General features: G+C 42.3%; 23 protein-coding genes, 1 pseudogene and 3 riboswitches. Of the genes and pseudogenes, 16 read left to right on the top strand and 8 right to left on the bottom strand.

From position 1 onward, the window contains the following. Positions 1 to 83 precede the first annotated feature (83 nt). Together TY16_RS08620 and yhbH are read left to right on the top strand one after the other, a co-directional pair. A complete protein-coding gene (locus TY16_RS08620; RefSeq protein WP_043931462.1) occupies positions 84 to 284 on the top strand; it encodes a hypothetical protein in 201 nt (66 codons plus the stop codon). A gap of 205 nt (positions 285 to 489) precedes the next feature. Beyond that, a complete protein-coding gene (gene yhbH / locus TY16_RS08615; RefSeq protein WP_043931461.1) occupies positions 490 to 1,656 on the top strand; it encodes a sporulation protein YhbH in 1,167 nt (388 codons plus the stop codon). A 106-nt stretch (positions 1,657 to 1,762) separates the two neighbouring features. On the opposite strand, the gene TY16_RS08610 is transcribed toward yhbH, so the two are convergent. From TY16_RS08610 to TY16_RS08600, 3 genes are all read right to left on the bottom strand, one after another. Then, positions 1,763 to 2,476, bottom strand: coding sequence for a hypothetical protein (locus TY16_RS08610; RefSeq protein WP_043931459.1), 714 nt, complete (start codon positions 2,474 to 2,476; stop codon positions 1,763 to 1,765). Between the two features lie 90 nt (positions 2,477 to 2,566). After that, complete coding sequence (locus tag TY16_RS08605) at positions 2,567 to 3,133, bottom strand: hypothetical protein (protein ID WP_043931458.1); 567 nt, start codon at positions 3,131 to 3,133, stop codon at positions 2,567 to 2,569. A gap of 12 nt (positions 3,134 to 3,145) precedes the next feature. Continuing rightward, positions 3,146 to 3,712, bottom strand: coding sequence for a hypothetical protein (locus TY16_RS08600; RefSeq protein ID WP_043931457.1), 567 nt, complete (start codon positions 3,710 to 3,712; stop codon positions 3,146 to 3,148). A 123-nt stretch (positions 3,713 to 3,835) separates the two neighbouring features. Here TY16_RS08600 and TY16_RS08595 point away from each other — a divergent pair, with 123 nt between their 5' ends. From TY16_RS08595 to TY16_RS08585, 3 genes are read left to right on the top strand one after another with little or no spacing between them, the layout of a single operon-like run. After that, complete coding sequence (locus TY16_RS08595) at positions 3,836 to 4,594, top strand: NRDE family protein (protein ID WP_043931455.1); 759 nt, start codon at positions 3,836 to 3,838, stop codon at positions 4,592 to 4,594. A gap of 45 nt (positions 4,595 to 4,639) precedes the next feature. Continuing rightward, positions 4,640 to 5,017 carry a PH domain-containing protein gene (locus TY16_RS08590; RefSeq protein WP_043931454.1) on the top strand — a complete coding sequence of 126 codons (378 nt, stop codon included), beginning with the start codon at positions 4,640 to 4,642 and terminating at the stop codon, positions 5,015 to 5,017. Between the two features lie 52 nt (positions 5,018 to 5,069). After that, complete coding sequence (locus TY16_RS08585) at positions 5,070 to 5,663, top strand: class I SAM-dependent methyltransferase (RefSeq protein WP_043931452.1); 594 nt, start codon at positions 5,070 to 5,072, stop codon at positions 5,661 to 5,663. A 1-nt stretch (position 5,664) separates the two neighbouring features. Here the strand turns inward: TY16_RS08585 and TY16_RS08580 are convergent, their stop codons facing one another. Further along, positions 5,665 to 6,693 (bottom strand): potassium channel family protein, encoded by a 1,029-nt coding sequence (locus tag TY16_RS08580; RefSeq protein WP_043931450.1) that lies wholly within the window; start codon positions 6,691 to 6,693, stop codon positions 5,665 to 5,667. 154 nt (positions 6,694 to 6,847) lie between these two features. Here TY16_RS08580 and TY16_RS08575 point away from each other — a divergent pair, with 154 nt between their 5' ends. Continuing rightward, positions 6,848 to 7,591 (top strand): hypothetical protein, encoded by a 744-nt coding sequence (locus TY16_RS08575; RefSeq protein ID WP_052342655.1) that lies wholly within the window; start codon positions 6,848 to 6,850, stop codon positions 7,589 to 7,591. Positions 7,592 to 7,663: 72 nt separating this feature from the next. Then, positions 7,664 to 7,975 (top strand): heme biosynthesis protein HemY, encoded by a 312-nt coding sequence (locus tag TY16_RS08570; protein WP_043931449.1) that lies wholly within the window; start codon positions 7,664 to 7,666, stop codon positions 7,973 to 7,975. Positions 7,976 to 8,172: 197 nt separating this feature from the next. Here TY16_RS08570 and TY16_RS08565 read toward each other — a convergent pair whose 3' ends face one another. Further along, positions 8,173 to 8,955 (bottom strand): alpha/beta hydrolase, encoded by a 783-nt coding sequence (locus TY16_RS08565; RefSeq protein ID WP_043931447.1) that lies wholly within the window; start codon positions 8,953 to 8,955, stop codon positions 8,173 to 8,175. A gap of 104 nt (positions 8,956 to 9,059) precedes the next feature. Further along, positions 9,060 to 9,160, bottom strand: a riboswitch (SAM riboswitch). Positions 9,161 to 9,272: 112 nt separating this feature from the next. After that, positions 9,273 to 9,374: riboswitch (SAM riboswitch) on the top strand. A gap of 180 nt (positions 9,375 to 9,554) precedes the next feature. Beyond that, a riboswitch (SAM riboswitch) is annotated at positions 9,555 to 9,660 on the top strand. An 87-nt stretch (positions 9,661 to 9,747) separates the two neighbouring features. Between TY16_RS08565 and fbpA the strand changes: the two genes are divergently transcribed. Next, complete coding sequence (gene fbpA, locus TY16_RS25650; RefSeq protein ID WP_081772934.1) at positions 9,748 to 9,915, top strand: Fur-regulated basic protein FbpA; 168 nt, start codon at positions 9,748 to 9,750, stop codon at positions 9,913 to 9,915. Between the two features lie 33 nt (positions 9,916 to 9,948). Here the strand turns inward: fbpA and TY16_RS08560 are convergent, their stop codons facing one another. Together TY16_RS08560 and TY16_RS08555 are read right to left on the bottom strand one after the other, a co-directional pair. Continuing rightward, a complete protein-coding gene (locus TY16_RS08560) occupies positions 9,949 to 10,227 on the bottom strand; it encodes a hypothetical protein (protein WP_043931446.1) in 279 nt (92 codons plus the stop codon). Positions 10,228 to 10,240: 13 nt separating this feature from the next. After that, positions 10,241 to 11,520 (bottom strand): annotated as a pseudogene (locus tag TY16_RS08555) (ArsB/NhaD family transporter). A 258-nt stretch (positions 11,521 to 11,778) separates the two neighbouring features. Between TY16_RS08555 and TY16_RS08550 the strand changes: the two are divergent. Both TY16_RS08550 and TY16_RS08545 read left to right on the top strand, forming a co-directional pair. After that, positions 11,779 to 12,933 carry a S1C family serine protease gene (locus TY16_RS08550; protein ID WP_043931445.1) on the top strand — a complete coding sequence of 385 codons (1,155 nt, stop codon included), beginning with the start codon at positions 11,779 to 11,781 and terminating at the stop codon, positions 12,931 to 12,933. A 279-nt stretch (positions 12,934 to 13,212) separates the two neighbouring features. Beyond that, on the top strand, positions 13,213 to 15,357 hold the full coding sequence (locus tag TY16_RS08545; RefSeq protein ID WP_231505587.1) for an EAL domain-containing protein: 2,145 nt from the start codon (positions 13,213 to 13,215) through the stop codon (positions 15,355 to 15,357). 366 nt (positions 15,358 to 15,723) lie between these two features. Here TY16_RS08545 and TY16_RS08540 read toward each other — a convergent pair whose 3' ends face one another. Continuing rightward, complete coding sequence (locus TY16_RS08540; protein ID WP_043931444.1) at positions 15,724 to 16,983, bottom strand: ATP-binding protein; 1,260 nt, start codon at positions 16,981 to 16,983, stop codon at positions 15,724 to 15,726. Positions 16,984 to 17,200: 217 nt separating this feature from the next. Here TY16_RS08540 and TY16_RS08535 point away from each other — a divergent pair, with 217 nt between their 5' ends. The 6 genes from TY16_RS08535 (at position 17,201) to TY16_RS08510 (ending at position 20,968) form a co-directional block, all read left to right on the top strand. Then, complete coding sequence (locus tag TY16_RS08535) at positions 17,201 to 17,518, top strand: hypothetical protein (protein WP_043931443.1); 318 nt, start codon at positions 17,201 to 17,203, stop codon at positions 17,516 to 17,518. A 158-nt stretch (positions 17,519 to 17,676) separates the two neighbouring features. Then, on the top strand, positions 17,677 to 18,339 hold the full coding sequence (locus TY16_RS08530; RefSeq protein WP_043931442.1) for a hypothetical protein: 663 nt from the start codon (positions 17,677 to 17,679) through the stop codon (positions 18,337 to 18,339). Positions 18,340 to 18,351: 12 nt separating this feature from the next. Further along, complete coding sequence (locus TY16_RS08525) at positions 18,352 to 18,582, top strand: 4Fe-4S dicluster domain-containing protein (RefSeq protein WP_043931441.1); 231 nt, start codon at positions 18,352 to 18,354, stop codon at positions 18,580 to 18,582. A 16-nt stretch (positions 18,583 to 18,598) separates the two neighbouring features. Beyond that, positions 18,599 to 19,663 (top strand): 3-methyl-2-oxobutanoate dehydrogenase subunit VorB, encoded by a 1,065-nt coding sequence (locus TY16_RS08520; protein ID WP_043931440.1) that lies wholly within the window; start codon positions 18,599 to 18,601, stop codon positions 19,661 to 19,663. Next, on the top strand, positions 19,660 to 20,421 hold the full coding sequence (locus TY16_RS08515; protein WP_231505586.1) for a thiamine pyrophosphate-dependent enzyme: 762 nt from the start codon (positions 19,660 to 19,662) through the stop codon (positions 20,419 to 20,421). Before TY16_RS08520 ends, TY16_RS08515 begins: the two co-directional genes overlap by 4 nt. Continuing rightward, entirely contained in the window at positions 20,414 to 20,968 is a 555-nt protein-coding gene (locus TY16_RS08510) for a 2-oxoacid:acceptor oxidoreductase family protein (protein WP_043931439.1), read from the top strand. The genes TY16_RS08515 and TY16_RS08510 overlap by 8 nt, the downstream gene beginning before the upstream one ends. The last annotated feature ends 143 nt before the right edge of the window (positions 20,969 to 21,111 follow it).

Below are 21,111 nucleotides of genomic sequence, written 5' to 3'. Positions count from 1 at the left end.
TAAGTCGGATGCATGTAAATAGCATCCGGCTTATAGTTTATTAAAATGCATATCGGGGAATTAGACGGGTAGAGGTGAGACCAATGGAAAAGGATAAGAAAAATGTAGGCCTTGATAAAGACTATCAACCTAAAAATGGGTCTATGGCACCCGATATGGAAGATATTAAAAATCTGGGTAAACAAATGGAGAATCGCCGTTCTAATCAAGAATTAAAAGAGGAATATGGAAAGAATCCAGATCCAATACAAAATGAAGAAGAAGACGAAAACCTCCGCAACTAACGCGGAGGTTTTTTTGTCAGCTTATATTGTATACCATATATTTACTGTTAATTTTCAAAATAATTTGTAAATTATCTACTGTTTTCGCATAGTATAGAGTAATCAATCATTACTATCATTCATTTTGGGCACCATCATAGTTTATTCATAAAGCTGGAACATGTGAAGAAAAACTTTAAAAAAACTTAATAAGGAGGGGTTTGGAATGATCGATGAGAACAATCACCATTTTGTGATCTCAAAGGAAGATTGGTCCCTCCACCGAAAAGGCCACGATGACCAGCAACGGCATCAGGAAAAAGTCCAGGAGGCAATCCGCAATAATCTTCCAGACTTGATTACCGAGGAAAGTATTATCATGTCAAATGGCCGCGATGTAGTCAAAATACCGATTCGTTCATTGGACGAATACAAAATCCGTTACAACTATGATAAAAATAAGCATGTCGGCCAGGGAAATGGCAAATCCAAAGTAGGAGATGTTGTTGCCAGGGATGGGTCCGGTGACAAAAAAGGACCAGGAAAAGGGCAAGGGGCAGGCGACCAGGCAGGAGAAGACTATTTTGAAGCGGAAGTTTCAATGATGGAGCTGCAGGAAGCGTTATTTAAAGAGCTTGAATTGCCTAACCTAAAGAAGAAAGAACAGCAGGAGCATCAGGTAGAACACATTGAATTCAATGATATCCGCAAGACGGGGCTAATGGGAAATATAGATAAAAAGCGGACGATGATGTCTGCCTTCAAGAGGAATGCGATGTACGGCAAGCCAGCATTCCACCCAATCTACAAAGAAGATTTGAAATTCAAGACATGGAATGAAATTATTAAACCAGATTCCAAAGCTGTCGTCCTTGCAATGATGGACACTAGCGGTTCGATGGGACTATGGGAAAAGTATATGGCTCGCAGTTTCTTCTTCTGGATGACAAGGTTTCTTAGGACCAAATATGAGACAGTTGAGATTGAATTCATTGCCCATCACACAGAAGCAAAAGTTGTATCCGAGGAAGACTTTTTCTCGAAAGGGGAAAGCGGCGGTACCATCTGTTCCTCGGCATACAGGAAAGCACTTGAATTGATCAATCAAAAGTACGACCCGGTGAAATTCAATATTTATCCGTTCCATTTCTCGGACGGTGACAACTTGACCTCGGACAATGCAAGGTGCGTCAAGCTTGTTGAGGAATTAATGAAAGTATCCAATATGTTTGGGTATGGCGAGGTAAATCAGTACAATAGGCATTCGACCCTGATGTCAGCCTACAAGAATATTAAGAATGAAGATTTTAGGTATTATATCCTTAAACAAAAAGCCGATGTATTTAACGCCATGAAGAGCTTTTTCACAAATGAGGAACGGAAATACGCATAACCAATGAGCCAGCCGGAGAGGGCTGGCTCAAAACTTTATCCCGAAAAAAAGTGCAGTTTGGTACACTTCTCGGGGGAGAAATCACGCCCCAACAAAAATAGTTGCATCAAAGAGCCAGCAGCAGGATTGTGTAGGCAATCATTCCTCCAAAAAATGCCCAAAAGTTGCTTTGCCTTTGCTCCGGTAATTCCTCTTTCAATACATTCAATACGATAGCCCCTGCCAGCAAGGCAAAGAGTATTGCAATCGTATCTTTATCGATGCTGCTAAAATAGCCAATAACCCAGCCTGCCAATATAGAAACTGAAAGAAGCCATCGTCCATATGTATCGTATGTTCGCTTATGAGACTCGCGCATGCTGTGATCATTCGCGATAAAATGGACCGCCAATGCCAGGAAAAATGTGAATAACTCCGATAGTTTGCCGCTTTCGCCTCTAATTAATAAATAGCCGATCAGTCCATTGTATAGCGCGAATGATAGGACATGAGTCCAAAATATCCGTTTACTTGCACTCGTTTCTTTTTTTGAAAGGCGGGCCATTCGTTCGAGTCCATAGAACAAAGCAAGTCCAATCATTGATACAAGGTAAACATGGTGCTCAAGAAAGCTTAGTTCCGATTCCAGTCCGGATTCCCTAAGCTCAGACTGATGTTTGTTCAATTCGGGGAGTATGTGGATGAATACATATGCCACAGATACCCCGCCGCCTATTGATAATAGCTTGCTCCTTGGCATGAACCCGAGAAATCCCATATACTTTGAACCAAGGTGGACAGCAGTTAACCCAATAGCAAAAACCAAGCTCCACAAAATCACGTAATCACTATCCCTATATTGTCGTTATAACAACTATTCCTTTAAAGGAGATGAATTAAACTATTTAGATTGCCCAAACAACAGATTGCCTTATCTTCTTGATGAAGTCCTTAATCCAGCCAATACTGCAATTGCTAATCCACCAAGTGCATCTGAAATCAGGTCAATCATTGTATCCTTATTTCCTCCGCCTTGCAGGGTCATTCCGAAAAGTTCATCCGATGTAAATTCATATATCTCCCAAACTACCCCGCCAAAAACAGCAAAGGAAAACACAAAGAGGAATACAAACCATGCCGAAATTTGTCTCCCTGCCTCCCGGTGGATTAACCTCTCATAAATGGCTATCCCAGTGAAGCCGAGAAGTGCCCCGCTCAAACCATGAAGGAAGGTATCCCACCAGCCAAGCCCGTACCAGCCTGAAATGGAACCGAGATATTGAGAGCAAAATAAAAAGATGAGATAAGCAACTACCAGAGGAACGTTAAATTTCCACTTAGTAAAAATACCAAGAATGAGCGGTACAGCCCCACAGCCAATTCCGGCAGCGGCGACAGAAAACTTAAATGATTCTCCTTGCTCGTGAAAGCTAAAAGCAAGAAATGCCATAAATACACAATATAATAAACAAATTATAATAATAAACTTGCGTCCCATTTCAGCACCCCTTTATAGCTTTTCCTTCCTAACAAGTGAATACAGGCTAGCAGCCAGACCTCCAGAGGTACCGGCAAGTAAATCGAGCATGGTATCTTTGTTTCCGCCAAGCTGCATTGTATGGGTAAAGAACAAATCTCCCACATATTCGTAAATTTCCCACAGTACACTTGAGGTAACGGCAAGAGAAATGGTAAACAAACCAAGCAGGAGCTTGGAAACACCAGGGCGAGAACCTTCAGGAACAAGCAATTTGTATAAGGCAATGCCTATGAATACAACCAATATTCCTTTGTAAAGATGGATGGTAGAGTCCCACCATTTATATTTTAAATAAAATGTCGCGATAGAACCCAGAAACGTCGTGCAAAGAATCGCTATATAGTAGCCGATTATGATTGGGATATTAAAGGGATTTCTTTTTGTGAAAAGAAGGAGAACCGGCAGAGCACTTACTCCAAATCCTCCGGCAGCAACCTGCCACCGTGATGAATCTCCTTTGTTGAGATAGTATATGAATAAACATAATGCAGCTAAACAAAAAATCGTTGAAAGACAGATAATTACCTTACGTTTCACTTTCTTATCACCTCTGGAACTATTGTTGTTGTTAGTATCACCATACTGAGTAAAATAATGAGACAATGACTTCCAAATTGGGATACTATTGGTGTAAAGAGTAATGAGAAAGCAGTGATAACGATGTGTTTAATTTTATTTGCCTATAAAGTTCATCCCAGATATCCGTTGATTGTCGCATCCAATCGGGATGAAAGCTACGAACGGCCCACCGCTGCTGCTCACTTTTGGGAGGATCAACCACACCTCCTTGCCGGAAGGGACCTGGAAAAGCTGGGTACTTGGATGGGAGTGACGAAGTTGGGGAGATTTGCCGCCCTGACTAACTTTCGAGACCCTAAAGAGATGAAGGCGACTGGCCAGCTGTCAAGAGGAGAGCTTGTTGCGGATTTCTTGCGGGGAAAAGCTAGTCCTGAGAATTATCTGAAGGCTGCCGCGCAAAAGGGGAGTCTTTACCCTGGTTTTAATTTGCTAGCCGGAGACCAGTCGAACCTATATTATTATTCAAATATTGAAGGTGTCATCCGCGAGGTTCCACCTGGCATACATGGTGTAAGCAATCATCTGCTGAATACACCGTGGCCGAAGGTGGAACGAGGGAAAAAGGGGTTGGAATCCATCTTGGACAAAGAGGGTGCCGCTCTAAAAATTGCTTTATTTCAACTACTAAAAAATACCGACCCCGCTGAAGATGCCGACCTTCCTGATACAGGTGTAGGCCTTGAGCTTGAAAGGATGCTTTCACCGATGTTTATTAGGAGTAAAGGCTACGGGACGAGGTGCTCGACGATCCTGTTGATGGAGGGAGACAGACTTTCTTATACTGAACGGATATATGATCCTAAAGGTAATACAGAAAAGGACTTTTCAATAAACTTTTAATAGGGAATGATATAAAACAAGAAGCTACGCAAAGGAGGCATATAGATGGGATTTTTAGATGGATTGATGGGGAATGCGTCAGAAGTAAGCCTGCCCGAGGTTCAGAAGGAATATGCAAAAGTCCTGGCACCCGGAGAGTCGATTGAAAAAGCTTATAAGCTGCTCCGTGATATGTTTATATTTACGAACCGCCGCTTGATCCTTGTAGACAAGCAAGGGATAACCGGAAAAAAGACCGAGTATCATTCAATTCCTTACCGAAACATTACACATTTCAGCATTGAAACTGCTGGAAGCTTTGATCTTGATGCCGAGTTGAAAATCTGGATTTCAGGAAGCCAGCTGCCGTTACAAAAGCAATTTAATAAAAGCTTGAATATATACGAGCTCCAAAGCGTCCTGGCAGCTTACGTCTTAAAATAATATTGGGGGCGGCGGTCCTAACCGTTGCCTTTTTTCATGAGGAGAAATTGGTATGGGAAAATTATTTCCAGCAATATATGATGCAGCAATGAAGGGATTCGAAGAAAATGCTTTTAAAGTTATCCGAAATGGCCTAATACAAAAAGCGACAGGGAAAGTGATTGAAATCGGGTCTGGTTCCGGAATCAACTTTCCCCTCTATACAAGAGCAGAAAGTGTGGATGCAATAGAACCAAACCCTTATATGATAAAAAGAACGAAAAGCCGACTTGAAAAAGCGAAGGTACCCATCCGATCCCATATGCTTGGCGCGGAGAAACTTTCTTTTCCGGATAACAGCTTTGACACGGTGGTAGCAACTTTAGTCTTTTGTACAATACCTGAGCCCTATCGTGCGCTTGATGAAATTAAGAGAGTTACAAAGCCCGGTGCCAGGTTTCTAGTCTTCGAGCATGTTAGGATGCCCCAGCCAGGGATGGCAAAGGCACAGGAATTGCTGACTCCAGTTTGGAAAAGAATTTGCGACGGCTGCCACTTGGATAGGGATACGCTTTCACTACTAAAAGAACACGAGATCCATATTGATTATGTTCACACATATTACAAAGGATTGTTTCTGACTGTGGAAGGCACGATAATCAAATGATCTATAGTGTTTTATATGTTTTGCTGTCACAGATAACATAAAGCTTTTCATTCATAGGAAGCGATTTGTCGAGCCGGTCAAGAACATTTAAGTTTGAGCCATCAGCTATTAAATGCGCTCCTTTTGACTTAAGTTCTTCATAAGCATCACCATATGTCAGCCAGCCGGATCTTGCCTGGATTTCCCATAAATCATTTCCACCCTCGCCATCCTGTTGGCTTATCAGCTTGGTAATAATCTTACTTGTTCCGCGGCTCTGTGCGGTTTTTGCCATAAGATGGGATACGAAGGTGTGGGAGAGGATGAATTCATCTACCTTTACATGTTGAAAATTACGGACATGCTTATCATTGAGTACTTCGGCAATGGTGTAGATGTTTTCAGAAATTCCTTCATCATAGTTTTCGATACTTGAAGCAATCAACAGTGTTTTTCCATCCGCAAGGTCAGCCTGTTCAATTCCATTAGGGGCAAAAATCATCACGGAAGCTGCGGCCTCCAAATTAGCCTTTTTGAATGTCTCAAAATCTGTAGGGCTGCCATGGATATAATGGACCATCTCGTGATCTATCGGAGATTTGTCTAGTTCATCAATCAAAACAATAGCCTGTTGGGAATTTGCCGCGAGGATTTCCTTGATAGCTTCCTTTGATTTTGATGTCCAGCCAATAACGACATAGTGATTTTTTTCCTTGAAAGCCAACTTTCCTTCCTCCTTCAATAACCTGTATTGGCCGAACGAGTCGGCAATAACTCCAATAACGAGTCCGAAAAGGCCAATCCCCAGTGTGAAAACAACTAACATGACCCAAAGCCTGCCTGCAGCTGTCTGTGCAGAAACATCCCCATAGCCGACAGTGGTCATTGTGGTCATGATGTACCATGCTGCATGCAAGGGAGTAGTAAATGTTTCTGGCTCAATCAGTTGTATGATTAGAGCGTTAATGAGTATGTAGGCAATTGTCCCGAACAATAGTGCCCAATATTTCCGTTTCACAACCTGTGAAAATAATCTCCTCCAGACAAGCATTGATTGCTCCCCCTGCGTATATCTGTCATTTCTTTCAGTATACCATTTCAGTTTTCCTTAAATTGAAAATTTTTTCTAATATAAGGATTATGTGTTGGAAACAGCCCTTTTTGGGAATGGATAAGAAGATTCCGATGTTAGGAGTGCATGATCTTTGACTGAAATATTTATCCATATAGCGGTTCCGATTGAAAAGCCATTCGAAAACTATATCAAAAATTTCAAAGAGAAGGATGCGGAATCCTTCATGTTTGATCAGCCAGAAAGGTTCATTTTGTTTGAAAGGATAAAAGAGGGGCCAGAGGTATTTTTGGCAAGGGACGATCATGGTCAATGGTATTTTATGAGCTATTTTACGTCGAGCAAGCTTACAGGCCTGAAGTGGGCAAGGCAATCGGCACCCCCGTCCTATGTGGAAAAGGATGTTAAACTGCCGCTTGTCGAATTGCTCAGGGAAGAGGGGCTTAAAGCTGCCAATAGTGGGTTTGATAAAGCATTTGCGCATGTTGGTGCGTTCACCAGCAGGATTTCAGAGGTCCAGGCCCATATTCAGGCAAGATTGGCTAATGTTGATGGTGAGGATGACCCGACAGTCGTTACAAACATCCATTTCATCAAGAATTTGTTTAATGGATTGGAGACAAGGTACGTTGCCGGGGCGGAAACCTATTCGTTTGCGACGGTAACTGAAAATGAAGAGTACTTTAAAGATGTACACTTAAACTCGAATGCCTACCTCTATCTTCTTTACTTTGTTTATTTCACCAACTATCAAATCGTTCCATCCAACCAAATGGTGCCTAGGCTTCTCGGTAATCTGTGGGCATCGAAGCAAGCCTTGAACTGTCATTTCAACTCATCTTTATTTGTGTCCGAGCCATTAGATAAAAAAGCATGAAAGCACGCCAATTTTCTTTTTCAAAAAGAAATGCGATAATAGGGTGAAGAGACCCCGGAAGGAGAAATAGGAATGAAAGTTAAAATTAACCGAAATGCCGCGAAGGTTCTTAAACAAATGCTGAAAGATCAGGCGGAAGAAGGTAAAATGTTCCGCGTTATTATTACTCATATGCATGGCGACCATGCTCACTATGATCTGGTCATTGATTCACCTACCGAGCATGATGAAGTTGTGAAGACTGATAAAGATATTGATATCATCGTCGATAAACGCGAAGAATTCCTAGATGGTGTTTGGATCCAGTACTTCTACGTGCCGAAAGAGGAATTTGTTATTACCAACCCTAGCAAAGAAGGCCATGGCCATCACCATCACCATTAATTTTATGCGCCAGGGAAACCTGGCGTCTTTAATTTTTTCAGGAAGTCCTTTTTGTAGAATACCTAAAACATAACCAGTTTCGGTGCCCAATGGCAAGAACGCATCCGTGCCATACTCCGCTTTAGGGTTTCGTGGATTAATCTCTTGTTGACCTGCCAAGATTAATCCGCCAAATTGGGCGCTTGTCAATGTGTTCTTCAGTTAACATGCTCTGTGTCAGTTTTCAGGCAGTTCACAACACTTTCCTCGCTGGTTGCTGCGATAAAAGAGGCAATTTCATCTGCAATAATTCCCTTGTCATTGTCCATCGTAGCGACATGATAGGAATTTTCGAGTGTCACCAGCTTTTTAATTTTCGAGGCAATTGTAGCAAATGCAAAGTCTGAGCTGTAAGGAGGAACGACATTGTCAATTTTCGATTTAATAATGAGCGCAGGGCATGTCACCCTGCCAAGTTTTGATTTGGCTTCTTTTGAAAGGGCAAGCAGGTTTTTAATTGCGGAACGTGGGACTAGTTCATAAGCAATTTCATAAACATCCTGCGCTTTTATATCTGGTTTCCCTTCAGGGATATACCGTTGTTTGCTGTTTGCTTCTGTTTCATAACAGGGAATGTCGAGGGCCGCATTTATTGTGATGATGCCGTCTATTCCGGGTATGGAGGCGGCGCAATACAATGCACTGGCTCCGCCCATGGATTGGCCGGCAACATAAACTTGGGTACAGTTTTTTTGTAAAAAGGATATAGCCTCTTTTACAGAGGTTAGCCAGTCTTTGTAATCATACTGCTCCATATCCAGGTAATGAGTCCCGTGCCCATTGAGCCGCGGGGCATATACTGTAAATCCTTTTTGCCACAACATCTCTCCGACTTCCCGTACGCTTTGAGGAGTACCATTGAAGCCATGGCAAAGGACGATTCCAATCTCACCACTCTCCATATAAAAAGCCTCGGCACCATCGATTACTTTATAGTACATTGCATGTCCCTCCAATAAAGCATTCAATTATAGTAACTTAAACATTTTGTGCTTTTAAAATAAAAACCTCTTTTTGCCTTGGCTGCAAAAAGAGGTAATGACTGTTTTCATCAGTCAAGGCAGCAGCCTTGCTGGTAGGAGCACCTTGCTGAGCAGGTTGCTGTGAAGTCATTGAGCCAGATCTCTCGTTCACTCTTGATAATGTTATTTTGTTTAATTCCTATAGGAATAGTATAGATTGATTTTCGTAAATGTCAATCCTAGTGTTGACTTATTTTGCGTTTCACGGTAAATTGGAATTTAATAATTAAATAGCGTTCTTATCAAGAGAGGTGGAGGGAATGGCCCTAAGAAACCTCGGCAACAGGCCTAAAAAGGTACTGTGCTAAATCCAGCAGGCGAAGCCTGAGAGATAAGAAGAGATTAAACAAACCCTCTTCTATTTCAGAAAGGGTTTTTATTTTTATTTTGCTTTGTTAAAAAGGAATGCGAATTTCGCTCCATGGGCTTCGCTTTCCGTGGAGTCTTCGCGCCTTCCGCTCCAATCAACACTGCTATAAAATCAACATTATCAACTAACAAAGCCAAAAATTAAATAAATTTTATCAAGAGAGGTGGAGGGAATGGCCCTGTGAAGCCTCGGCAACAGGCCTGGAAAGGGTACTGTGCCAAGTCCAGCAGGACATATTTCCTGGAAGATAAGCATACTTTAAATACGTTGCCCTCTTCCTTTAGGATGAGGGCTATTTAAATATATATTTTGTAATACTTTAAGAAGTGGAGGAGAGTCAGATGGTAAAGTTATCCCAACTTGTGGAAAAGCGAAAGGAGGAATTGATTGAGGCACTCATTCTCAGGAATGTCTATAAAACATCGGATCACCAGCACTTATACGACGCACCTTTAAAAACATTGGAGTATGAATACAAGCTTGTTTTGAAAAAGGAGGAAAGTCAATAACCGGGCAGCATAGACTACTGCTGCCCGGTGATATTATTGCCACCTAATTGAATTAATAAGCTTGTGTTTAAACATTTGAAATAAGAAATCTATATAATACTCCTGCTTAAGAGCAACCATGATTTTCCCGTCCAGGCTTGTATGAAAAAAGGCATCCAAAAGGTCATCGTTGTGATAAAAGAAATCACGTACCTGATCAATTTTTCCTAAAACGGCCGAATCCCAAGTTTCAATTGTAAAAACAACATCCTCCCCATCCTGTTCCTCATTTATTAGTAATAAATCTTTTTCGAATTCATATTGTACCTTCACGTATTTTCCTCCTCTAAAGCAGATACCTGAGATAAACATAAATCGTACAAATCACGATCGAAAGAATCATTAGCGGAAAAGCAACAATCATGAACCTAACAAAAGAAATAGGATGCTTTTCTTTTGCGGCCATTCCCGCCACAATGACATTCGCACTAGCACCAATTAACGTTCCATTGCCACCGAGGCAGGCGCCTAAAGCAAGGCTCCACCAAAGCGGTTCAAGATTGGATATTCCCATTGAGCCCATATCTTTTATCATTGGGATCATCGTTGCCACGAACGGAATGTTATCAATGAATGCTGAGGCAATCGCACTAACCCAGAGTATTAAAAGAGAAGCGACTGTTACATCACCGCCAGTCCAGTTGACCAGCCTTTCAGCTATAAGAGAAATTACACCTGTTTCCATCAGGCCGCCAACAAGGACGAATAGACCGATAAAGAAGAAAAGTGTCAGCCATTCTACTTTTTTCATGGAATCTTCGAGATATTCTTCTCCCGTCAAAAGTAGCAGCAGGAAAGCACCCGCCAGAGCAATGGTTGCATTCTCCACATGAATGACCTGATGGAGGAAGAAACCGACGATAGTCAAGGCAAGAACAACCAGCGATTTTTTTAACAAACGGCTATCGGTTATTTCGGCCTTCTCGTTTAAATTCATAATTCCAGACTTTAGTTCATCCGTTGTGGTTAGTGAATTTCGGTAAAGGAATGCGAGTATGGCAATATTCACGATAAGAACAATAATAGCTATTGGAGCCAAGTTAAATATGAATGCTGAAAAGGTAAGTTCCTCGACCGCGCTGCCAAGCATGATATTTGGCGGGTCACCGATTAAGGTTGCGGTCCCGCCAATATTTGAGGCAACAATTTGGGTAATAAGGTATGGCATAGGATTAACCTTCAATTGCCTAGTAATGCTGAAGGTGACTGGAACAATTAAAAGGACAGTCGTGACGTTGTCAAGAAAGGCAGATGCACCTGCAGTGATAAATCCCAATACAACTAATAATTTTAGAGGATCTCCCTTCACTTTCTTTGCTGACCAAATGGCGAGGTAGCGGAACAGCCCGGTCTCAGCAGTGATCGCGACAATGAGCATCATTCCTGTTAAAAGTCCGAGGGTATTGAAATCAATATGATGCAGGGCCGTTCCTGGTCAAGAATGCCCAAGAGAATCATAAGAATCCCACCCGCCATCGCAACGATTGTTCTATGAATCTTCTCCGTCACGATAAACGCGTATGCAATCAGAAAAATCCCGATTGCCAGTATAGTCTGACCTTCCAATATACACATCTCCTGAAATATGCAAATTTTAAAAATATTATATAAAAATTATAATTTACTATTTTTGAAAATACAATCGTCCATCTTACTATGGAAGAATATATTAGTTTTGGTCCAACGATTAATAGGGAAGAGATAATGTGACGAATTGGCCGCTTCAATAGACTGTTCCTTTTTGCAGATAGAGTACACCACTTTATAAAAGTTGAGTACTACCTGCTCGTCTATTAAAGCAAAATTACGGAAGGAGTCGAGGAAATGAAGGATAGAGAAAGGAACGACAAAAAAATAAGCTGGCTATGGCCGGGCTTAATAGGGATGGCTCTAGGCATTTTGTTAATCTTATCATTAAATGGGAAGTTTTTTGAAACAGAAGCGGAAAAGGCCGCACCGCCTTTACAACTTGCGGAATCTGCAAAGGCAGATGATGATAATCGTGAATCAGAGGTAACAGCAGCTGTAAAAAAGGCAAAGGATTCAGTCGTCAGTGTAGCGAATTTCCAGGGAGGCAACATATGGGAAGGAAATACAGTGGCCAAAGCAGGTTCTGGCTCTGGTGTCATTTATAAGAAAGATGGTTCAAAGGCATTGGTTGTAACCAATCACCATGTTATTGAAGGAGCATCCCAGCTTGAAATCACTTTAAACAACGGCAATAAATTACCTGCCGAATTGCTGGGGTCTGACCCTCTAACAGATATGGCCGTCCTTTCTGTTGATGCGAGTGAAATTGAAGATGTGATAGAATTGGGCGATTCAGAAAACCTTCTGCCAGGTGCTTCTGCAATTGCGATTGGAAATCCTCTGGGCTTCCTTGAAGGTACTGTAACAAAAGGGGTTATCAGTGCATCTGAGCGAACAATGCCTGTCGATATCGATCAAAATGGAGCGGTTGATTGGCAGACTGAGGTTATTCAAACTGACGCTTCCATTAATCCGGGAAATAGCGGCGGGGCCTTAATTGATATTAATGGTGAGCTAATCGGAATCAATTCTTCAAAAATTGCTCAGGATGCTGTAGAGGGAATTGGTTTTGCCATCCCTATCCATGTTGCATTGCCGGTATTGGAGGATTTGGAACAACACGGTGAAGTCAGAAGGCCGTATCTAGGTGTTGGACCAGTCTCACTTCAAGATATACCATCACAATATTGGGAAGAAACCCTTAGGCTTCCGGGCAATGTCACAGAGGGAGTTATCATCATGGAGGTAAGTCCAGGATCCCCAGCGGCTGAAGCAGGTCTTCAAAAACTGGACGTTATCGTTGAAATTGAAGGAAAAAAGATAAAAACTGTTCCGGATTTACGCAGTTTTCTTTATAAAGATGCAAAATCGGGTGATACGATTGACATCACATTCTACAGGGGCGGAGACAAGCAGGAGGTTAAAGTTACACTAGAGAACGGAAACTAGGGTTTAAGAACAGGAGATTAGTTAGCCAGGGCCGGACAAGCCCTGGCTTCTATTATGGATAGAACTATATAAGTAAAAGAATTGGAGGAGTGCAGGTGCGGTAAGGGCAAAAGATATTGTCTCTTTTCATTAATTTGTAAAGACATCCACAGTTTATGTTTATTCTCCCATTATAAAATATGAGTATAGCAATTTATGCTTTTAGATATGAATGAGGGTTGCTAATCCGATAAGGACTTATTACATACTACAGAAACTAGAAACGAGGCAGGGCAGCCTATGACAATGAACAAACAAATACTGGTAAAAAGCCAAGTTAAACTAACATATAACGATTTGCTTCGCCGTGTCATTGAATTGGAGAAAAAAGAGAAGGAGCTGGCAAGAAAGCTAAAAGCCAGTGAAGCCTTGCACTTAAAAATCCTTGATGCTTTGCCTATGAACATTTTTTTGGAGGACAAAGAGGGCCGGACGTTATTTGGGAATGAACAGGTGCTTAAGGTTCACGGAATGACACTGGAGGAACTGAAAGGAAAAACTGTTTTTGATTTTTTTCCACCTCATATTGCTGAGATAAATAAGCAGAATGACCTTGAGGTCTGGAAACAGGGTACCCTCATTACAAAGGAAGTGCCTGTGGATTTTCAAGGAGAAGAAAGGATGATGTTTACTGGAAAAACGATCATCCATACCGAACATGACGATTTTCTGCTTGGATTTGGTCTAGATATTACTGACAGAGTGGAAGTAGAGGGAAAACTTCGTGAAAGTGAGGAGAGGTTCAGGAATGTTGTAGATCAGGCTGCTGATAGCTTGTTCCTGATTACTCTCGAGGGGAATTTTGTAAACGTAAATCGGGCAGCTTCTTACCTGCTGGGGCTCTCACAGGAACAGTTGCTTGCAAGGAATGCAGGAATGCTATTTGGAGCTCTCCCGGGAAAAATGGCTGGGATAGTGAAGGGCATTCATCCTGATTTATCATGCCAGTTTGAAGATAGGGTTGCAGCAGTGAATGGAGAGGAAATTCCAGTTGATATTAATATCAGACTGATTGAAATAGGGGATACCCCTCTGTTTCTTGCCCTCTGTAGAGATATCAGAGATAGGAAGAAATCTGAAGAAGCAGTTAAACATATGGCATTTCATGATGCTTTGACCGGACTGCCAAACAGATGGTTCATCGAGTCATTTATTAAGGGATATTTTGAAGAACTGGCTAAGGGTCAGTTAGGTTTTTTATTGTTGGATCTCGATCATTTTAAAATTATTAATGACAGCCTTGGACATCAGGCAGGAGATCTTCTGCTCAAAAAGGTAGCAAACAGGCTCCAGTCGGTATGCGGCCAGGGGAATATTGTTGCGCGGTTCGGCGGAGATGAATTTGTAGTCCTGATGCCTGGCATCCACTCTACGGAAGAAACCTTCTTAGCCTGTGAAAAAATCACCTCGATTATGGAGCATCCATTCTCGCTTAACGGACAAAAGTTTTCAGTGACAACTAGCATTGGCATTAGCATAAGCCCAAATGATGGCAATGACATGAATAGTCTGTTCAAAAGAGCTGACCTTGCTATGTACAAGTCAAAGGAACATGGCCGAAATGGCTACAAGCTTTATGATCCTTCAATGGACATTCAGGCAATGGAGAGAATGCAAAAGGAAATTATGCTGAGGCAGGCACTTGAAAAAGAAGAGTTTGTGCTTCATTACCAGCCCAAATACAATATTGAAACGAACACAATTTACGGGATGGAAGCCCTCATTCGCTGGAAGAGGGACGGAAAGAATCTTCTATATCCCGATGAATTCGTAGATGTGGCTGAAGAAACAGGCCTGATCGTTCCTATTGGTGAGTGGGTGCTAAGGGAAGCATGCCGGCAATGCAAGGAGTGGCACAACATGGGGTTTGAGGAAATGTCGGTAAGTGTCAATCTATCCCCACTCCAATTCCAAAAGCAAAATCTGGTGAAACTCATTGATGAAATTCTTGAAGAAACCGGCCTGCCACCTCATTCACTCGAAATAGAGCTAACTGAATGTACTGTTATGAAAGACCCGAAAGCTACCGCGCAAGTGCTTAATTTTTTGAAAGAATTGGGTGTTTCAACCGCAATAGATGACTTTGGAACCGGATTTTCTTCCTTAAGCTATTTAAAGCATTTTCCCATAAATGTGTTGAAAATTGATAAATCCTTCATCTTTAACCTTGAACGGGATAATGAAAACGCCTCAATAGCTACAGCCGTTATTTCACTTGCTCATAGCCTGAAGCTGAAGGTAGTGGCAGAGGGTGTAGAAACCAGTGAGCAGCTCGAGTTTTTAAAAAGCGGGTTATGCGACTATGCTCAGGGATATTTTATTAGCAAGCCTCTGGAACCAAAATCAGCAATGAAATTTTTAATGAAACTATTAATCCCAGTATAAATATCACTAAAAAACAGAAGGCAGGCCACTATACACGTGTGGCCTGCTCTTATTTTTGTATATTCGGAAGGTATCTCCGAAGATGCATCGAACGAAATTACGCGGTAGCATAATGAGGATTTTCGAGAAGCGCGTACGCGAGCGCAAATTTCAGGCCTCCCTACAAATCAGGCACGAATGTGCTGTCACTCTTCGTGATTCCCATCCCCCTGCAAGTAATGGAATATTTACCGAAAAATTGTTCCCCTCACATACTTATCATGAAAGAGGTTTTAAAATAATTCACCATATTGTACGAGACATATGGCTAATCTGTGGATATCCAAAAAAAAAAGCATCCAAAAGGATGCCGAGAAAATGAAATACTTAAACTACACTTTGAGACGGCAAGATAACTGTAATATCTGTACCCTTGCCAAGTTGACTTGTTGCCTGGATTTTGCCTCCCATTGATTGGACAATTCGCCAGACTACCATCATTCCGAGGCCCGTACCTTCTGTTTTGGTGGTAAAGTACGGTTCTCCAAGTCTGTTTAACTGGTTTTGATCCATTCCACAGCCATTATCTTGGAAGGTTATTTCAATGGTATTGCCCTTCCTCGTTAGACCTATTAAAACTGTACCCCCATCCGGCATTGATTCGATAGCATTCTTTCCTAGATTCACAAAAACCTGGCGGATTTTTCTCCGCTCACAATCCAGCAGGATTGAATCGTGTGCCTCGGTACGTATTAATACACTGTGCATATTAGAATATGGCTGAAGTATTTCTTCGAGCCAGTGAAGCTCATCTGTTAAATTTACACTCTCTTTTTGTTCGGGGTATGGATTAGCCAGCACTAAATAATCGTCTATGATTTCCGTAGCACGGTCAATTTCTTTAATGGCAATTTTTATATACCTTTCACGGTCTTCCGAATCAAAACCGGGTTCCTGAAGTAATTGTAAAAAGCCTCTCGAAACAGCAAGTGGATTCCGGATTTCATGTGACACGCTTGCAGACATTTCGGCCATTGTTTGAAGTTTAGCTGCTTTAATCAATTCCTCCCTCAATTGCATGTTTTTTATTATATATTCAAAGATTAATGAAACGAGCAGCATGCCGGAAAGCTGTATTCCCATAAACGTATATACAAAAACCCCATAAATGAGAGGGACCGTTGCTATACTTTTCGCAAGTGCTAAGGCCATGGCCGAAAAGAATACTGATAGCCCTGTAATAGTCATCACTTTCATGGTCAGGCCTAACTTAAAAAACAAATGATGGAACCAGGGGACGACAAGGTAAATGGATAGTGAGACTAGCAGATATGATTGGAAGCCTTCGCCGCCTAGAGTAAAACGAAAGAGCAGTGGAAGTATAATAAGGATTATGCTATTTTTATACCCCAGATAAAGACAACCTAGAATGATTGGAATTTGTCTAAGGTCAAAAATAAAACCGCTAACTAAATGCACAGGGAACATCATACAAAGAATCGCAGAAAATGCAGCAACAAGGTTTCCTATGATGGTCCTGTTCCGGAGGTTTAACCTAGTCAATTTTTCGCCAAGCGTACTTACAAACAATAATGGTAAAAAAGTGATGAAAAATATATTAAGAAGCAAATCTTCAAGGATTGTCACGACTCTCTGCCTCCGTTTCCAAACCTGAATTAGTTTTCACCTATAATACTCTAATAATAGTGGAATTAATAAGTGAACCCCATCTTTTTTTTCATAAATTTAAAAATGACATAAATTTGCCAAAAACATATGAAGAAAATACGAAAACCTACGTTTTATTGGTCCAACATTGTGGAAGTTTTTTATAATGGACATATCAAATACGGAGGTGGAATGGATGAACATCACCACAATCATTGAATTGGAAAACCGTGAAGTTGAAGATATGGCACGTGGCAGGCTGGTATTCTCACAGGAACAGGTTGATCTAAATATAGTTGAAACATGCGTCGAGTACTTTGAATCAGAAGATACAAAAGAAGAAATTTCAACAGAGGATGCAATGCAAAGGGTGTTTGAGCACCTGAAGGAAGTTGGTGTCATTCCTTCTGAGGTTGAAGATTTTTCATTTGAAATGCCTTCCTGCGGACAATTGAAAAAAGCGGAATCAAGTTACGACATTCCCCAAAAGGTAATATTGACTTATATGAGCTAAGAATTGCTGTGAAAGATGGTTCCTTGTAGGGGAACCTTCTTTTTATGTCTTCTTTTGGTGTGATAAAGGTCAAAGCCAGGAATGAATGATTGATTTATAATGACGGTGAAGAAGTTTAATTTTTTTGGAAGCGTTTACATTAATGGAGGCTGGCGTAAATGAAACTAGATTCGAGAATTACGATTATGGCCGGTCATTTTGGGAGCGGGAAGACTGAACTAGCTTTGAATTTTGCGTTAAGGGGGAAGGGCAGGATAGCGTTAGCAGACCTTGATGTCATTAATCCGTATTTTCGTTCACGGGATATCACTGCCGAGTTGCAGAAAAACGGAGTGGAACTGATAGGCCCTCAAAAGCGATTGGCAAGCTCGGATTTGCCAATCGTCTCCGGTGAATTGTATAGAGTGATTCATGACGACTCTTACACAATAATTATTGATGCTGGAGGGGAAAAGGACGGGGCAACTGTTCTTGGCCAGTATTATCATGAATGGAAAAATATTGATATTTCAATGGTCTTTGTCCTGAATGCCAAACGGCCTTATGTCAGTAACCTGGAAGGGGTTATTGAAGCAATTAGAGGAATTGAAAAGGCAGCTAGAATTCGGGTAAGTGCCATCATCAATAATACTAATCTTGGTGTAGAGACATTACCCGCAGATATAGTGGCTGGTAAAAGCCTTGCTCAAGCTGTCTCAAGCAAGCTCGGAATCTTATTTTTGGGGAGTGCCGTTGAGCGAAGGCTTACTCACAATCCTGAGTTGGCTGGGATTGACGATATTGTTATGATCGACCGTTTTATGAAATTGCCGTGGGAATAAGGAGGAGAACGTATGGAGCCGAGGGTTGTGTTTAACGAGCACTATTGCAAGTCCTGCAGTTTGTGTGTAGAAGTCTGCCCTGTAAATGTTATTTTTCTTGCTGTCTACCTGAATGGGAAAGGATACCGCCCCGCAACGGTAACCGATCAGGAAAAATGCATCAGTTGTGCGAAATGCGGACAAATCTGTCCGGATGGGGTCATTAGTGTATACAGGCCTGATAAGAAGCGGGCAACTGTTTAGGAAAGGGGTTCCGAATATGGCAAAGGTTTTAATGAAAGGCAATGAAGTGATTGCAGAAGCCGCTGTTCATGCGGGCTGTAAGTATTTTTTCGGATATCCTATTACTCCGCAGAGTGAACTAGTTGCCTATATGGCGAGAAGGCTCCCTGAAGTAGGAGGGTTATTCCTCCAGGCTGAAAGCGAAGTAGCAGCTATCAATATGGTTTACGGTGCTGCAGGTACCGGTGTCAGAGTGATGACGTCTTCGTCCAGCCCGGGTTTCAGCCTGAAGCAGGAAGGAATATCTTACCTTGTTGGCGCGGAACTTCCAGCGGTAATTGTCAACGTTGTTAGGGGCGGCCCTGGACTTGGGAATATCCAGCCAGCGCAATCGGATTATTTTCAAGTAACAAAAGGCGGAGGCCACGGAGATTATAATACACCTGTGCTTGCACCAGCTTCCTTGCAGGAAATTGTTGACTTGACACAGGAAGCCTTTGATATTGCCGATCGCTACCGAACACCGGTCATCCTGATGGGCGATGGGATGCTCGGACAGATGATGGAGCCGGTCGAATTCACTGAAAGAGTTGAACGGGCGTTGCCTGAAAAAGATTGGGCGACAACAGGAACAAGAGGAGATGGCCCCCGGAGAGTGATTACCTCGCTGGAATTGGATGCAGAAGGTCTCGAGCTCAGGAATATCGAGCTTCAAAAGAAGTTCGCGTCAATCAAGGAAAACGAAGTGCGCTATGAAACGTATTTGATTGAGGATGCCGATTTTATTGTGACGGCATTTGGTACGGTTGCCAGAATTGCTACAAATGCAATAAATAAAGCACGCCAGCAGGGGATTAAGGTAGGGCTGATCAGGCCAATTTCACTATGGCCATTTCCTGATGCCCCTTTCATTGCAACGAGAAATCGTGTCAAAGCCTATCTATCTGTGGAGATGAGCGCCGGGCAAATGGTTGAAGACGTCAGGCTTGCAGTTGAGGGCAGGGCGCCGGTAGAGTTTTATGGGAGAAATGGTGGAATTGTACCGACCCAGGAAGAGATATTTGGAAAAATTGCCGAGCTGGCAGATAGGATTTCGGTATGAGCATGAAAACAGTATTTGAAAAAACGACTGGTTTAACCGACAATCCGACTCACTATTGCCCCGGCTGTACACATGGAATCATCCACAGGGTTGTAGGCGAGGTTCTTGAAGAGATGGATATCCTTGAAGATACAATCGGGGTTGCGTCGGTTGGCTGCTCGGTTCTTTCGTATGAATATTTCAATTGTGATATGACACAGGCAGCGCACGGGCGTGCCCCCGCGGTTGCAACCGGTATCAAACGTGTGCTGCCCGGCCGGTTTGTTTTTACCTATCAAGGCGATGGCGATCTCGCTTCAATCGGTATAAGCGAGGTCATCCATGCTGCGGCAAGGGGAGAAAACATAACCGTCATCTTTGTCAATAATGCTATTTATGGAATGACAGGCGGCCAGATGGCTCCAACCACACTGATTGGACAGAAAACCGCAACAAGCCCGTTTGGACGTGATAAAGCCTTGCAAGGTTCCCCTATTCGGGTAAGTGAGATGCTGGCGACCCTGGATGGGGCGGCATACATCGAACGAGTTTCATCCCATGATGTGCCAAATATCATTAAAACAAAGAAGGCAATCCGCAGAGCCTTTGAAACGCAGAAAAATGGCCTTGGCTTTTCACTTGTCGAGGTGTTGTCGACGTGCCCTACAAACTGGGGGCTTGACCCGAATGAATCGCTCGATTGGGTCAAGGAGAAGATGGTTCCAGTCTATCCGCTTGGTATTTACAAGCAGGCTGAAGGGGGGAAATCTGATGCTTGAGGAAATTATCATTGCTGGTTTCGGTGGGCAGGGTGTCATGTCCATGGGCCAATTAATTGCCTATGCCGGAATGCATGAAGGCAAGAATGTTTCCTGGCTGCCTTCCTATGGACCAGAGCAAAGAGGCGGCACGGCAAACTGCGCCGTTGTTGTGAGTGATGAGCCCGTAGGTTCTCCACTAGTCAGTGCTCCGTCAGCTGCAATTGTCTTGAATATCCCATCCTTCGAAAAATTTGAGCCCAAAGTAAGGCCTGGCGGTTTGCTAATTGTTAATAGTTCATTAGTTGGACTAAAATTTACCAGAAACGATCTCACCATTATTGAAATCGATGCGACGGCCATTGCCAATGAACTTGGCAATGGCAAGGTTGCCAACATGGTTTTGGTGGGGGCTTTTGTTGAATGGACTGGGATTGTCTCGGATGAAGCGGTGATTGCTTCTTTAAAAAAGGTACTATCTGAAGAAAAACACTCACTTATCCCAGTAAATAAGTGTGCGCTGGACAAAGGAGCCCTTATTGCGCAAGAAAAATATATGAACATATAATTCCATTCAGCCAGGGCAATCAACTGCTCTGGCATTATTTTTTTATAAGAGGGAAAAAGAAGCACAGTACGACCGTGATTTACCTCACTAAATATCCCGCGGTAATGAATTAGTATGAGGGTAAGAAAAAAATCTTGAAAACG

The organism is Bacillus sp. EB01, from assembly GCF_000613125.1.
In the GTDB taxonomy this organism is placed as follows: domain Bacteria; phylum Bacillota; class Bacilli; order Bacillales; family Cytobacillaceae; genus Bacillus_D.
This window is presented reverse-complemented; position numbering and strand designations above follow the sequence as displayed.